Origin of the sequence: Solibacillus sp. FSL R5-0449, assembly GCF_037975215.1 — a bacterium.
GTDB lineage: Bacteria > Bacillota > Bacilli > Bacillales_A > Planococcaceae > Solibacillus.
In genome coordinates this window covers 1,866,458-1,880,455 of record NZ_CP150239.1, presented here as the reverse complement: position 1 = coordinate 1,880,455, position 13,998 = coordinate 1,866,458, and the positions used below count along the sequence as shown (strand labels likewise).

The following is a 13,998-nucleotide window of genomic DNA, read 5'->3' as shown; positions in this document are numbered from 1 at the left end:
AATGGACTTGCCATTCGATGAAATAAAAGAAATTAGATTCAGTAGAAAAAAAGTGCCAATTTCCCCAGAATTGCGACCGATGTACCGAATATCACAGATAACTCTTATTCTGCATCTTTCGTCCACGAAGCAGACGGCTTCGCTGTTAAAACTACAGTTATTTAACTGGGGCATGCAGAATCATGGCCGCTATGAAAGGTTGCTGAATCTAAAGGAAACGGGAAACTTTCCAATTATCAGCTTTGACCCCTTTTTAAATAGAGCGCTGAATTACGGAGTAGCAATGGGAGTTTTTATATTCAATGATAGTACGGGTAAATTCTCATTAACTGAAAAAGGGGAAGTTTTCGCACAAAGTATACTGAAAGAAGATGTATTCTTAGAAGAAAAAAATTTTTTAACTACAATTAAAAAAAGTCTGTCTGATAAGTACATTTTGCAAATATTTAAAGAGAGGTACTCCTCATGAACCGAATAAATTTGAATTATTTTAAAATAACGATTGATACGGCTGAAGGAGTATTTGGGACCGATATTCCATTCCAGTCAGGATTTAATATATTAAGAGCCAAAAATACAAAAGGGAAAAGTTCTACTTTAAATTCCATACTTTATGTATTGGGCATTGAAGAAATGCTAGGTGGAAGAAATGCAAAAACCATGAAACCTGTGCTGAAAGAGAAGCTGTCATATTTGGAAAAGGATGTCCCGATTTTAGAATCCAAAGTGCAGCTAGAGATTTCCAATCAAAAAGGGAATATTATAACACTGACCCGATGGATAAAATCATCTAGCATTGATGAGAAATTAATAAGAGTGCATTTTGGACCTCAGCTCACAAAAGAAGAAATAGTGAATTCCAAAGATTTTTATGTCCATATGAGTGGTTCTGCAACAGAGAAAGCAGGATTTCATGCCTTTTTAGCCAGCTTTTTAGAATGGAATTTGCCTGAAGTACCTACATTTGAAGGAAAGGACAGGATTTTATATATTCAGACCCTTTTTCCATTATTTTTTGTGGAGCAAACTAAAGGGTGGAGCAGTTTTTACTCTCCTATCTCTGGAGGTTTTGGTATCAGAGATTTATCCAAACGGGCATTTGAATTTTTATTGAACATGGATGTTACCAAGAATACGAAAGAGAGAGAAGAATTAAAAATACAAAGGGCTTTAATTTCAAATAAATGGTCTACATTGAAACAGGATATAGAAGAATTAGTTGTCAGTATACATGGGGAAGTTACGAGTATTCCTGAAAAACCTTCACTGTTAGAGGAGCTGAAGTTAAATGTGTATGATGAGAATAAAAAACTTGTTTCAATTGTTGACCGTATATTTCAATTAGAGCGCTCGATAAAAGAAAAAGAAAACTATAATATTGTCAAAATATCCAGTGTTACCTCAGAGTACGAAAAGAAGGTAAAAGAGCAAGAAATGCTTGTTTTACAATTGCAAAGTGAAATAAATTCTATCAAACAGGATTTACATTTAGAAAGAAACAATCATCGTTCTATGATTGAAAACCTTAAAAATTTAGAAATAGATTTAAAACGAAATCAAGAAGCTGAAAAACTGTACAAATTAGGTTCAATGGTGGATTCGAGCCTTTCTATTGGTGTATGCCCTACTTGTAATCAGCATGTTGAAGATTCGCTTATGCCTCCAGAAACAAGTATCCAGCCATTAGATTTATCAGAGAATATAACTTTTATAAAAGAACAAATTAATACACTCAATTTCGGTATAAAGCAATCGCAAAAAGTTATTCAAAATAAGAGATCCAAGCATGATGCAATTTCTGAACATCTTGATAATGCTAGAAGAGAGTTAAGGCTTTATAAATCCGAATTAAGTGAAAATCCACAATTGCCTACTAAGAAGGAAATGGAAAAATTGGTGGAGTTGAAAATCCTATTAAATAAGCTGCAAGATGCAAGTAATTCTTTTGAAAAAATTGACCAGCGTTTTGATAATGTAAAGGAAGAGTGGCGAAATTATTTATCCAGACAGGAAGCCTTGCCGAAAGATTACTTCTCGGAACTGGATAAAAAGAAGCTAGCTTATTTCGAGAAAGAGTTTTTAAGCTTGTTAAAGGAATTTAGTTTTTCCAGTATTAAAACAAATGAAATTGCAATTTCACATGATAAATACACTCCTATCGTAAGTGGTTTTGATATTAAATTTAATTCTTCGGCAAGCGATAATATCCGATTAATCTGGTCTTATGTAATAGCTATTTATAAGACAAGTCAGCAGTATGGTGGAAACCATCCTGGACTAATGGTTTTTGATGAACCGGGTCAGCAGCAAATGGCTGTGAAGAGTCAAAAGCAGCTTTTTGAAGTATTATCAAAAACGAAGGGACAGGCGATTGTTGGAACTTCTCTTGAGCCGGCAGAGATACAGGAAATGACAAAAGATTTAAACTTGAATATAGTCGATTTAGGTGAGGATTATATTATTAAACCTTTAAAATAATAGGGGAGACTATCTAAAAAATCAGTAACCGATTAGAAAGGTTACTGATTTTTTGTCAAGATTTTAGAAAAGGAAAAAAAGAAGGATTTTACGAGCCTATTAATTTGATGGTCCCGACTGGTCTCGAACCAGCGACCCCCACCTTGTCGAGGTGGTGCTCTCCCAACTGAGCTACAAGACCGGGATAAGAAACAAAATGTTCTTACCAGTTAGTATAGCATTCACAAAGGGAGAGGTATATAGGAAACTGTTATATTTTTACTTTTATTTCCGGCAAATTTCCCTTAGATCAACGTCTTTTCTTTTTATCGTCTTTTAATAAATCTTGCTTTTTAATTACTTTTTCTAGAACGACATGGACGTGGTATTTACTTTCTTCGATTTGCACGACATTTACAACTTTTCCTTTACGCCCTTTTATTTTTAAATCCTCATCTACATCAGGAATACGTTCTAAACACTGACTTAGAACAGGCGTATTATTTTCCAAATAATGAACAGCAAACAACATGGTTAAACGCTCCTTGTTTCTTCGATTTTAGATTGAGTCAATTTATGAAGATTCCAAGATGGATAGAACCATCAAAAATTGAGATTGATCAACTTGGGAGATATGATTTCCGCATTTCAATAATAGGATATGGTAACGAATGAATTGAGGTGTAAAAGGAATGACAAAAAAATGGGGTTTAATGGCTGTCATTGGATTTGGTCTGTATGTAGTGGCAATGTATCTGTATTTTTTCCTTGGACAAAATAGTGGAATTCCAGCCGCTCTTCAAGGAACAGCAGCTGACCCAAGCACTTTTCTTACAACGCAAGAACTGCTGCTAAGTGAAGAATTATCAAAGACAAGGAATTTCCTGTTCTTTATTACGACGCCATTGGAATGGCTGCTTTACTTCGTTATTTTAATTACGGGTATATCACGTCTGTTTGAGAAATGGAGTGCTAAACAATTTAAATGGTCCATTTTCAGAACAGCAATGTATCTGTTTTTCCTTTCTTTGTTGTTATTCATCCTCCAATTTCCACTGGATTATTACCGTTATACGCTTAGTAAAAGCTATGGAATCAGTACACAAATTTTTTCTTCATGGATGAGGGAAAATATCATCGATTTTTGGCTGGATTTTGGGATGTCGGTCATCATCATAGCAGTTCTTTACTGGCTAATTAGAAAAAGTCCTAAAAAATGGTGGCTCTATGCATGGGCTTTAACAGTACCGTTTTCAATCTTCCTGATGTTTATTCAACCTGTCGTCATCGATCCGATCTACAATGATTTTTCTCCGTTAACAGACAAGGAGTTAGAGACGAAAATTCTATCTTTGGCAGAAGAGGCAGATATCCCATCTGACCATGTGTTTGAAGTGAATATGTCGGAGAAAACAAATGCTTTAAATGCCTATGTGACTGGAATCGGCGATAATTCACGGATTGTGCTGTGGGATACGACGTTAAACCGGTTAACACATGATGAAATTCTGTTTATCATGGCACATGAGATGGGGCATTATTTGCTGAAGGATATTTATATTAATATCGCGGTCTATTTAATTATGACGCTCATTGGACTTTGGCTGATCGCAAAAATCATGCCTAGGATAATTCACCGTTACGGATCGATCCTGAAAATTAAAGAAATGGGCAATTTGAATTCATTGCCGCTGTTTTTAATAATCTCATCCTTTTTACTATTCTTCTCTAGCCCATTGTCCAATGCGATTTCACGTTATCAGGAAAACCGTGCTGATGAATTTGCGATAGAGCTTGTGGAAAATCCTGAAGCAGCGATTTCATCGTTTCAACAGCTGACGAAAGCCGGTCTTAGTGAAGTGAATCCGCCGGTACTTGTGAAATGGTTCCGCTATACTCATCCGCCAATGTTGGAAAGAATCAATAACATTGCAGAAGAAATTGATGAAGATTAAATAAAAACATGTATAATTAGTTTACTATATCTATAAGTGTTTCTATTATTTGGGATTTAGCACCTACTCCTATGGCTGCCAATCACCTAGTATTTCATTGGTAGATTAGGATCGTACTATATACAATACTTTGGATTGAAAGGTGGTAGGAAAGTGGCGAATAAATCAGCATTAGAAAGAAATATATTTCATCTTGAAAACAAGTTGTTGTTACCTGAAATTCGGACATCGAAAGAGGAGCTAACAAGCTTACTTTCTGACGATTTTTTTGAATTTGGAAGCTCAGGGAAAGTGTTGTACAAAGATCAGGAGATTAACGAAGCGACGCTTGGAATCGTACAAATGACAATGAGTGATTTTGAAATACATTCATTATCTGAAGAGATCGTACTTGCCACGTATCGAATTTATAATGAGCTTAATAATCAGCATTCACTAAGGAGTTCAATTTGGAAATTAGTCGAAGGACACTGGAAGATGCAATTCCATCAAGGAACAAAAATTCCACAATAGTTTTCAAGCGCTATTCTTTTAAAAGAATTAGCGCTTAATTTTTAGCGGGAACTGAATACATAGATGATACGGAGATGGAGAAATGAATATTTTCAAAGTAGTAGAGAATATAGAAGAATTGCTTAAACAAGCTGAAATGATCGGAATCGGCTCAACGAGAAAAGTTTATCGTTTTGAAGACATTGTCATAAAGACTTTTTTACATCCGATCGGGTATGACCAAAGTAAAAATGAATTTGAAATGTACAAATTCTTGGAAATGCAGGGTCTGGAAAAACATCTTGCACCCATACTTTTTTTGAGTGAGAGCTATGTCGTTCAGCCTTTTTTTGAGCAACTCCCATTAAACAATCATTGCTCATACGATATCGATTTGGAGAAAGACCCCAGAATAACGAAAGATTTAAAAACCGCAATCCAGATTATTGATCAAGAACTCGACGGCTTTGATTTTAAAGATAGCGGAAATTACGGATTAGATGAAGAGGGAAATCTGGTTTTAATCGACTATGGGATGACTAAAAATTTGTATGAAGAACAATGGGTACCATTAGCAGAAGCGGGGACATTGCCTCAAATACGATTTGAAAAGTGCCGTGTTTGTAACGTAGAAAAGGAACTTCGGATGTATGGCGAAAATGATGCAGATCATCGATGTACTACTTGCGGGAAAGATTACTAATTTTATTTGGTGTTGCAGGAGGAATTAAAAATGAATAAAGAACAAGAAACTCCAGAAGCAAGAAGAGAACGATTAAGACAGCAAGAATTAAAGAGAAACCCGGCAGCAATGCACGGTGGGGGCCTTCAAGATTTAATCGGGGATTTAGGGTGGAAAGGGACAGGAATCCTTATTTTTATAATCATTATCGCCATTGTAATTTATTTAGCATTTTTCAATTAAAGAAGCATTCGTATATATGTCGTGGAGGTATAAATATGCCAAAAAAATTTAAAGTAGTTTTATTATTTCTTATTTTTGTGCTAGGTATCATTCTCGCTCGGTTTATTTATATTAAAGCGAATGAACACATTTATGCAAATAGAGTTACGGACTATCTTGTGAATGAAATGGAATATAATGAAAGTGAAATAGCATCGGTGGAAGGTGTTTATGGATTTAAGTTGCCTAAGTTTTATGTAGTTGTAACCTTTACAAATGAACCTTATATTGAATATGTTTACTTTGCACATGATAGAGTTCTGCAGTTCGAATATCAAATAATTGATAATAAATTCAAAGGAATAACGAAAGAGGATTTACGCAATTATGATCCAAACGGTTCGATTAATTAATCGTAATCGATCAATTATTCTTTTAGGCATATAAAAGAGTATCGAAGAAATGTTTTGGTAATATAACCTTATATGATTTTTAGTAAGGGGGTATTACCATTTCAATTAAATACTCACCTCGTTTGATTTTATTGGCACTTGCGGGATTAGTACTTATCAGCTTGCCTTTTATCAGGCTCATCTTTCCTGTTTTCTATGTTCAAACATTTCTATATGATCCATCAGTTATTGTCCTTTTTCCGCATCGTTTGAATTTCGATCTAGTTCTAGCTGCAAGTTTATTATTATTTGCCGGATTTATTATCCCGCTTATTAAGCAAAATAAATTCACTTATAGCCTGTTAGCTGTGTTTGTGGCAGGCGGTATTTTTGTTTTTTATTTATCGGTTTTGAGCTATACATATATAGGCAAAGAAAAAATTGTATCGCATAATTTATTTGATGGAAAATCGTTAGAATGGACTGAAATTAAAGAAGTGGCGCTTGAGTACTACCAAGATGATACCGGTAGATATGAAGAATACAACTTTAAGGCAAATGACGGTAACTCAATACGGATCCCATTAAACAACCATTTCCTCTATGAAGATAAAAGTGAAATCTATAAAATAGCTAGACAAAATAACATATTTTTTATTGAACTGCAAAAAAATTAACACAGTCAAATCCATTTAATGGTATATTAATAGAGTATATTGGGATGGAGTGATGGTGATGGAAATGATGTATGATAGCGGTGGTATTGGCTTGTTTGCGTTAATCGGATTGTTACCGATGCTATTTAACTTAGTAATTATTATTTTTGTAATTTATTTTATTGTAAAAGCGATTAAGTTTATGGATATGAAACAAAAATTGGATCAGGAAAAAAATGAAAAAATCGATCAGTTAATTCAGCTGATGCGTCAAAAAAATAATGATAACTTTTGATTTGAAATAAGGGGCATTACCTTGATGGGAGTAATGCTTTTTTCTATAAAAATTATTGGGATTTTATGCAAGTATCGAGGGAGATAATATTGAAAGGAATTTTAGCTATGAAAAGATTAGTAATTATGACAGTGGGCAAAACTCATTCCGGAAAAACTACATTTGCTTATGCTTTAGAAAAACAATTAAATAATTCGATTGTGATCGATCAGGACAACCACGCTGAATTTCTAAATACTATTTATAAGAAGCTGCAAAGGGATGAAGGACCCAATATCCTTAAACATGCGCTCTCTAAGTTAATTGTCGATTATGCCAAAGCACATACAGATTATCATTTTATTATTTGCAACTCGAATCGGAGCATTAATGGTCGAGAATATTTACTACAGCAAGTATACCCACCAACAGCCTTTGTCCGGATATTGGTTCACTTTAATCTATCAGATGAGGTACTCCATTCCAGAATCAAACATAGTGCAAGAAGTACAGCTATATTTAGAGGTCCAATTACAAATTTTGAAGAATTGCTTATTAAACAAAATCTGGAATCTCTAAAAGAAGAAATAGTAGATCCTTCAGAAAACGAGGCCGACTATTTGTTTGTAATTAACGAAGAAAAGGATATCGATTTAGTGATACAAAGTATAATACATATTGCCCAAACGAGCTTGTAGACCCAAGCTCGTTGGATTAAGAAGAGATTTAATCCCGATTCGAACTCACCAATTCCAGTTTCCCGTCTATTTTCAGTAATACTCCATCCGTTAATAAAACCTCTAACGGGAAAACTTCAGCCTTCTTATTTGAGAAGAACCATGTGCGGCCTTCATTAACAAACAAAAGATAGGATGCATCTTCCCTTGCGCCCATAAATGTTAACCCTTCAGCCGATATTTCTTTATGGTCCCGTTCAAAAATTGAAACCTCGTGAAACGCTGATGCTGATTTTAATTTATCCTTTACCACAATACTCATCTCCGACACTTTTTGAAGCGATGAAGCGTTAAACGGTGTTGTATTTTGCTTTGCATCGGAAAAGCGGCAAATAAATTCGACTATATTTCCTGCAGGATCCTCAAAATAGATGGATTTCGCGTCAATACCTTCAAAGTAAACTTCATCTTTACCTTGTTCTTTTGATAATGTAACTTTTCCTTTGGTCCATGCTTTTGCTTCTTCAAACTGATTTGAAGGGATATCAAAAGCAAAATGATAAAATGGATTTTCGTTCAATGGGGCCTTGGTGAACGTAACTGCTGTACCTCCCACAAGTATTGTAAAGCGATCCGACTCTTCTGAATGTAGAGGGAATTCTAGTTTGGCTATATAAAATTGTTTTGTTGCTTCAAAGTTAGAAGCGTACATCGTTATATGTTCAATATTCATAAATTTTCCTTCTCTCAATCTGTAATAAGTTTAAGTTACCATGTATTCATTAAATAAGAATCATTAAATGGTCTGAATTTTCGTTTATTTTCCTGTAAATTAATTTTTAACTTTTACTCTAATTTTAATGAGTTAGTACATATAAAGTTTAGTTATTCATTATTAATCTGGCTAAATAAAGATAATAATGTAAAATAATATAAGACGAAAAAGGTTTTCTAGTATAAAGAAATCCAACTTAAAAAGAAAGGGAACTAATCAATGAAAAAAAGAATATTGGCAGCATTTGGCGCACTTATATTTGCATGTAGCTTACCTTTAACGGAAGCATCAGCTGCAAGCTCGAAGCAATTTTCAGATGTACCGGCTTCAAAGTATTTTGCCGAAGCAGTGTATGAATTGGCCGAGCGCAATATTTTGGGAGGCTACCCGGATGGTACATTTAAACCGGGCAACTCTATAACACGGGGACAAGCAGCGGCAATTATTGCGAAAATGGTTAAATTGGACACAGCCAATGTGAAAGACCCGAAATTTAAAGATGTATCGACAGCAAACGGTTATTATAAGGCTATTGCCGCTTTAGCTGAAAACGGAATTATTAACGGCTATGGAGATGGGCGTTACGGTCCGAATGATCCGATCAAACGCGGACAGATGGCTTCGATTCTTGTCAAAGCGTTTGATTTACCTCGCTATGATTACAATAGTAATGAAATACCATTCAAAGACGTTAACTACTCTTTACATGGTTTGAATATTTTTATTATTTACAAGCTGGGAATCACGTCTGGTACGACACCTGATACATTCAGTCCCAATGCTTTTATTACAAGAGGCCAGGCAGCCAAAATGTTGAAAGCAACGGAAGAGGTAAAACCAAACATGGTTACGCTGGAGGCAAGCGAGCTTGGATTTGACCAGATTAGTAGAATAGAAGCGGATGCAATCGATTCACATTTCTATGAAGGATTATTAGTAAAAGGGAAATATTTGCCGACAGGTCATTCGGGTGATCAGATTCAACTTATTCCTTTAAAAGAGGGGACAAGTACACTTGTTATTTCCGGAGTTAAAGATGGTAGTGAAGTATATAAAAAATATTATGTCCATATGAAAAAGGAAAATGGGAAATTGGAGTTAGGGCTGGAACAAACCGAAGATTCATTGCCTACCGTTGCGACATTATGGTTTTACGAAAACTCTATGAATGAACCGCTAAATGATACTGTTCAGAACATTTCGCTTGAAACAATGGAAGGTGAGAACCTTTCAGATAACGTAGCGTTTGAACAATGCGGTACGAATGGGGGCTGTATTGTCATTGATAATCCGGGTCAATATATTGCGACAGTGCGATTTACCGGGGGAAAAGTCGAGCGCTATGGAATTGAGGCGAAACCAAACAAATCCAGCATTTACTATGATATTCGGACGTTAAAAGAACAACGGGAAACGGTATTTAAACTTGATGAAAAATTTGATATCGGAAAACATATAATTCAAACTAAAGATGCAGAGCAATTAGCCATTGTAACAAGAGATCCCGGGACGAATGTGTTCCGTGCTAAAGCGACTGGTGAAAACGGTTATATTTCTGTTGATTTCGAAAAGACCGTCACTGAACGAGAATGTTTTAGCGAAAATGAATGTGTAAACAATGTTTGGTTAGGTGTCACTGTAAATGTTAGCCACATCGGTTCCATTGTAAATGTTACGATTAACCGAAATCTAATGCCAAATTATTAAGTGTTTAAGCAGGTGTAGATCATATGCCTGCTTTTTTTTGCGTACAATAAGAATTTTATGTAAACTAACACGATAATCGATAGACTATTATTTGGCGGTCCTTTTTTATTGAGCCTATGCTAAAATGAAATTGCCAAGTTTTGTTAGCCCGAAAATAGTATTCGGGAAATAACGTTAACCAGTTTTTATCTGAAATCATTCAAAAATGAAGGGAAGTAAGATGAAAATGAATATGTTAAAAGAAAAAATGATAGCATTGATGAATGAAATTGACTTTTCAGGCAATGTCTTAGTGAAATGCAGTGATGATTTTTTACATCAATATAGTAACGGTTTTGCGAATCGTACCCATCGTATTTTAAATAACGACTTAACACGATTCGGGATCGCCTCCGGGTGCAAAATCTTTACAGCCGTAGCGGTTTGCCAGCTTGTAGAAAAGGGGCAGCTTTCATTTGAATCGAAGTTATCCGATATTTTAGATATTCCTCTTCCGCTTTTTGATAAGGATATCACTATTCACCATTTGTTAACCCATACAGCGGGGATCCCAGATTACTTTGACGAAGAAGTTATGGATGATTTCGCAGAATTATGGGTGAATCAGCCAATGTATTTAATGCGGAACGGCCGTGATTTTTTACCTTTATTCCAGGATGAAGCGATGAAGTTGAAAGTGGGCGAGCGCTTCCACTACAATAATGCAGGCTATATACTGCTCGGTCTTATCGTTGAACAATTGAGCGGTCATGACTTTGACGAGTATGTAACGGAAAATATTTTCAAGCGTGCGGGAATGGAGCAATCAGGATACTTTGAACTGGATGCACTGCCTTCAAATACGGCACTCGGCTATATTGATGAGGAAAACGGCAAATGGAAATCCAATATTTATTCTGTACCAGTTAAAGGCGGTGCGGACGGCGGTGCTTTTGTTACGGTGGAGGACATGCATCGTTTCTGGCAAGCTTTAATGAAGTTTGAACTTTTAAGTGAAGCAATGACAAAGCAATTATTAACGCCGTATATTCATACTGATGATCATTTTGACCGCTTTTACGGCTATGGGGTATGGATTGATATGAAAGAAGACAATATTTTTAAGTACCATGTAATGGGCTATGATCCTGGCGTTAGTTTTCATTCTGCCTATTATCCGGGTAGCGGTATGGTTAGTGTAATTTGTTCGAATAAAAGTGAAGGCGCTTTTGACGTCTTTAAAGAAATTGAAAAGATATAGAATGGGAGCCAACTAGCTGAGGCTAGTTGGTTTTTATATATTGTTAGGGGGCGTGGTTTTCTAATATCTGGCGCGGTTCTTCTAATAAATTGTGAAAAGTTCTAATAAAATGCCGAACTTCTAATATAATCGCTCGATGTTCTAATAACTCATTAAAATGTTCAAATATCCTTCATAGATGTTCTAATATCACTCTCACATGTTCTAATAACCGCATCATTTGTTCTAATAAAAACTAGCTGTTATCCAATTAGCCTCGATATTGCGGGAAATATCTCTCAAAAGCGTACGATACACCTAGATTTTCTAATAACCTTTCAATTTGTTCTAATATCCAGTCTAACTGTTCTAATAATAGCCGCTAATGTTCTAATAAAAGTCACAACCCCTTCAGCACACCCCACTATTTCCCGGACAAATCATCAGTTACAACCGATTTTCCGAATTCTGCGGAAGTTTTCGCCAAAACTCTCCCCACCCCATAAAAAAAGTGCCCGCACACCCGTATGCGGACACTTCTTATATCAACCCTCGACCGCGTCAACCTCAACTACCTTCTCACGATCCGCCTTCAACGCTATGTAAACCATCATTACCAAAATAAGCGATGAACCGAGCCACTGGAAACTTCCGAACGGTTCCTTCAGCCATAAAACTGTTGCCAATACGGCAGTCAACGGTTCAATATTACCGAGCAGGCTCGTTTCTTTAGCGGTAAGTGTTTGAAGACTTTCAATGTAAAACCAGAAAGCCAGCATGGTGCCGAAAATAATGACGACAATTAAATAAAATACCGTTGCGCCTGTCCATACCGAAATATCCACATCCCATGGCGGCTGCACAAAACTCATCGTCACTCCGGCCAGGAACATCGCCCAGCCGACAACGACAAGCGAATCGAAGCGCTTTAATAGTGGAATAACATAAAGCGTATAGAACGCTAGCGTTACACCAGATAATAATCCCCAAATAATTGAAGGGAGCGGTACGGCAAATGTGGAAAGGGAGCCGTTCGTTAATAAAAAGAAGCTTCCGCTAAGAGCTAGCACAATTGTTACTGCATCTTTTTTCGTAAATCTGGATATGCCACGTACCGTCACCCAAATTATAATCATAACCGGTGCCATGTACTGTAATAATGTTGCGACCGCTGCATTACCTTCTTTAATCGAAGCCATATATGTGTACTGAACCCCGAGCATTCCAATAATCGCGAAAACGAGCAAGCGGAAAGCAGCCCATTTTTCCCGCCATATCTGTAAAATTTGTGCCCGATCCTTAAATATTGCCTGGGCAATTAAAAGCAGAATACCGGCAATGACAAGGCGTGTGGACACAAGCCAGTTAACTTCAATACCAAGAGAAAACAGTTGTTGTGCCATTGTTCCGCCGATACCCCAGAAGAAACTGCCGCTCACTACTAATAAAAAGCCAATCATTCGTTTGTTTTTCATTTTAAATCCTCACATTATGTATAATTATTTCATTGTATCGAATTATTATTCAAAATGCTATATCGCTATTTGCACCATTCAATCTAAAGAATGAACCTAACTACTATTTTAATATAATAAAAAGACCGCAATGTCCCTTTTTCGTCATATAAAAGGACATATAGATAGTAAAAGGAGGTGAATGACAATGTTAACAATTAGTGCAGGTCATTACGGAAAGGGGACAGGCGCCTCAGGTTATATGAATGAAGGAGAAGAGACTGCCTTGCTTGTGCAGGAACTCGGTAAAAAATTGCAGCAAAAAGGCGTGAAGGTCAATGTAATTATTGATAAGCAATCTAAAAGCCAGCAGCAAAATTTAACGTATTTAGTGAAGCAGCATAATGCATCACAACGCGAACTTGATGTAAGCATTCATTTTAATTCCGCGCCTACACAGCAAAAAGATGGAATTGGGACAGAAGTGCTTTATGTGAATCCGGCTATTTCAACATTTACGCAAAAGATGAGTACCGAAATTGCGAAAGCAGGAAAGTTTAAAAACCGCGGAGCAAAACAGCGTAAGGATCTGGCTTTTTTAAATGGTACAACGAAAAAAGCCATTCTCATAGAAGTATGTTTCGTTAATTCTGAGCAAGATGTAAAGTTATACAGGGCAAATAAAGACCAAATAATTGAAGCAATTGCCGAGACCTTAAAAAGCTATTTTCCGAACACGACACCACCAACACCGGCACCGACACCAGCACCGGATCCGCAAACAATTACGAGTAAAGCATTACAGCAAAAAGTGGAAGCCATTTTTAATGATAAAGTAGCTGTACGTGCACAACTTAAACAAGGTGCTCAGATGGGCGTATTTCAGCCATTATGGTTGGAAAAATTTGATGCTGGCACACTAACGCTATACGATTATATTGCACTCACAACATTGCAATACCAAAAAAATAACTCGAATATGTAACCTTTTATCTCTTAATTCGACTAATGTAGTGAAATTACCGAAAGGATGGAA

16 protein-coding genes and 1 tRNA gene are annotated in these 13,998 nt (G+C 36.2%); 13 read left to right on the top strand and 4 right to left on the bottom strand.

The annotated features are described in order from the left end of the window. Position 1: 1 nt before the first annotated feature. Together MKY27_RS09195 and MKY27_RS09190 are read left to right on the top strand one after the other, a co-directional pair. Positions 2–469, top strand: a complete 468-nt coding sequence (locus MKY27_RS09195) for a hypothetical protein (protein ID WP_339194513.1) — start codon at positions 2–4, stop codon at positions 467–469. Further along, on the top strand, positions 466–2,478 hold the full coding sequence (locus tag MKY27_RS09190; protein WP_339194511.1) for a hypothetical protein: 2,013 nt from the start codon (positions 466–468) through the stop codon (positions 2,476–2,478). The genes MKY27_RS09195 and MKY27_RS09190 overlap by 4 nt, the downstream gene beginning before the upstream one ends. A gap of 108 nt (positions 2,479–2,586) precedes the next feature. On the opposite strand, the gene MKY27_RS09185 is transcribed toward MKY27_RS09190, so the two are convergent. Further along, positions 2,587–2,659 (bottom strand) — tRNA-Val (locus MKY27_RS09185). 108 nt (positions 2,660–2,767) lie between these two features. Continuing rightward, the gene (locus tag MKY27_RS09180) at positions 2,768–2,989 is read right to left on the bottom strand and encodes a hypothetical protein (RefSeq protein WP_339171234.1); all 222 of its coding nucleotides are present in this window, start codon (positions 2,987–2,989) and stop codon (positions 2,768–2,770) included. 160 nt (positions 2,990–3,149) lie between these two features. On the opposite strand from MKY27_RS09180, the gene MKY27_RS09175 reads away from it, so the two are divergent. The 8 genes from MKY27_RS09175 (at position 3,150) to MKY27_RS09140 (ending at position 7,828) form a co-directional block, all read left to right on the top strand. Beyond that, positions 3,150–4,412: a M48 family metallopeptidase gene (locus tag MKY27_RS09175; protein WP_339194510.1), complete on the top strand. Its 1,263-nt coding sequence runs from the start codon at positions 3,150–3,152 to the stop codon at positions 4,410–4,412. Positions 4,413–4,565: 153 nt separating this feature from the next. After that, complete coding sequence (locus MKY27_RS09170) at positions 4,566–4,925, top strand: DUF4440 domain-containing protein (RefSeq protein ID WP_339194509.1); 360 nt, start codon at positions 4,566–4,568, stop codon at positions 4,923–4,925. Positions 4,926–5,007: 82 nt separating this feature from the next. Beyond that, positions 5,008–5,607, top strand: a complete 600-nt coding sequence (locus MKY27_RS09165; protein WP_339194507.1) for a protein kinase — start codon at positions 5,008–5,010, stop codon at positions 5,605–5,607. Between the two features lie 30 nt (positions 5,608–5,637). Beyond that, the gene (locus tag MKY27_RS09160; RefSeq protein WP_339194506.1) at positions 5,638–5,829 is read left to right on the top strand and encodes a DUF6366 family protein; all 192 of its coding nucleotides are present in this window, start codon (positions 5,638–5,640) and stop codon (positions 5,827–5,829) included. A gap of 35 nt (positions 5,830–5,864) precedes the next feature. Continuing rightward, the gene (locus MKY27_RS09155; RefSeq protein WP_339194505.1) at positions 5,865–6,221 is read left to right on the top strand and encodes a DUF3139 domain-containing protein; all 357 of its coding nucleotides are present in this window, start codon (positions 5,865–5,867) and stop codon (positions 6,219–6,221) included. A gap of 122 nt (positions 6,222–6,343) precedes the next feature. Next, on the top strand, positions 6,344–6,877 hold the full coding sequence (locus MKY27_RS09150; RefSeq protein ID WP_339194503.1) for a hypothetical protein: 534 nt from the start codon (positions 6,344–6,346) through the stop codon (positions 6,875–6,877). A 58-nt stretch (positions 6,878–6,935) separates the two neighbouring features. Next, entirely contained in the window at positions 6,936–7,151 is a 216-nt protein-coding gene (locus tag MKY27_RS09145; RefSeq protein WP_339171218.1) for a hypothetical protein, read from the top strand. Positions 7,152–7,258: 107 nt separating this feature from the next. After that, positions 7,259–7,828 (top strand): AAA family ATPase, encoded by a 570-nt coding sequence (locus tag MKY27_RS09140; protein ID WP_339199676.1) that lies wholly within the window; start codon positions 7,259–7,261, stop codon positions 7,826–7,828. Between the two features lie 28 nt (positions 7,829–7,856). On the opposite strand, the gene MKY27_RS09135 is transcribed toward MKY27_RS09140, so the two are convergent. Next, complete coding sequence (locus MKY27_RS09135; RefSeq protein WP_339194501.1) at positions 7,857–8,540, bottom strand: VOC family protein; 684 nt, start codon at positions 8,538–8,540, stop codon at positions 7,857–7,859. Between the two features lie 261 nt (positions 8,541–8,801). On the opposite strand from MKY27_RS09135, the gene MKY27_RS09130 reads away from it, so the two are divergent. Further along, a complete protein-coding gene (locus tag MKY27_RS09130) occupies positions 8,802–10,289 on the top strand; it encodes an S-layer homology domain-containing protein (RefSeq protein WP_339194499.1) in 1,488 nt (495 codons plus the stop codon). Positions 10,290–10,509: 220 nt separating this feature from the next. Beyond that, positions 10,510–11,529 carry a serine hydrolase gene (locus MKY27_RS09125; protein ID WP_339194498.1) on the top strand — a complete coding sequence of 340 codons (1,020 nt, stop codon included), beginning with the start codon at positions 10,510–10,512 and terminating at the stop codon, positions 11,527–11,529. Positions 11,530–12,053: 524 nt separating this feature from the next. Here MKY27_RS09125 and MKY27_RS09120 read toward each other — a convergent pair. Continuing rightward, complete coding sequence (locus MKY27_RS09120; RefSeq protein WP_339194497.1) at positions 12,054–12,983, bottom strand: EamA family transporter; 930 nt, start codon at positions 12,981–12,983, stop codon at positions 12,054–12,056. 187 nt (positions 12,984–13,170) lie between these two features. On the opposite strand from MKY27_RS09120, the gene MKY27_RS09115 reads away from it, so the two are divergent. Further along, on the top strand, positions 13,171–13,947 hold the full coding sequence (locus MKY27_RS09115) for an N-acetylmuramoyl-L-alanine amidase (RefSeq protein WP_339194494.1): 777 nt from the start codon (positions 13,171–13,173) through the stop codon (positions 13,945–13,947). Positions 13,948–13,998 lie beyond the last annotated feature (51 nt).

Coding starts and splice junctions, on each gene's coding strand:
- MKY27_RS09195 (WP_339194513.1), top strand. CDS start 2: ATGGACTTGCCATTCGATGAAATAAAAGAAATTAGATTCAGTAGAAAA.
- MKY27_RS09190 (WP_339194511.1), top strand. CDS start 466: ATGAACCGAATAAATTTGAATTATTTTAAAATAACGATTGATACGGCT.
- MKY27_RS09180 (WP_339171234.1), bottom strand. CDS start 2,989: ATGTTGTTTGCTGTTCATTATTTGGAAAATAATACGCCTGTTCTAAGT.
- MKY27_RS09175 (WP_339194510.1), top strand. CDS start 3,150: ATGACAAAAAAATGGGGTTTAATGGCTGTCATTGGATTTGGTCTGTAT.
- MKY27_RS09165 (WP_339194507.1), top strand. CDS start 5,008: ATGAATATTTTCAAAGTAGTAGAGAATATAGAAGAATTGCTTAAACAA.
- MKY27_RS09160 (WP_339194506.1), top strand. CDS start 5,638: ATGAATAAAGAACAAGAAACTCCAGAAGCAAGAAGAGAACGATTAAGA.
- MKY27_RS09155 (WP_339194505.1), top strand. CDS start 5,865: ATGCCAAAAAAATTTAAAGTAGTTTTATTATTTCTTATTTTTGTGCTA.
- MKY27_RS09145 (WP_339171218.1), top strand. CDS start 6,936: ATGGAAATGATGTATGATAGCGGTGGTATTGGCTTGTTTGCGTTAATC.
- MKY27_RS09140 (WP_339199676.1), top strand. CDS start 7,259: ATGAAAAGATTAGTAATTATGACAGTGGGCAAAACTCATTCCGGAAAA.
- MKY27_RS09135 (WP_339194501.1), bottom strand. CDS start 8,540: ATGAATATTGAACATATAACGATGTACGCTTCTAACTTTGAAGCAACA.
- MKY27_RS09130 (WP_339194499.1), top strand. CDS start 8,802: ATGAAAAAAAGAATATTGGCAGCATTTGGCGCACTTATATTTGCATGT.
- MKY27_RS09125 (WP_339194498.1), top strand. CDS start 10,510: ATGAAAATGAATATGTTAAAAGAAAAAATGATAGCATTGATGAATGAA.
- MKY27_RS09120 (WP_339194497.1), bottom strand. CDS start 12,983: ATGAAAAACAAACGAATGATTGGCTTTTTATTAGTAGTGAGCGGCAGT.
- MKY27_RS09115 (WP_339194494.1), top strand. CDS start 13,171: ATGTTAACAATTAGTGCAGGTCATTACGGAAAGGGGACAGGCGCCTCA.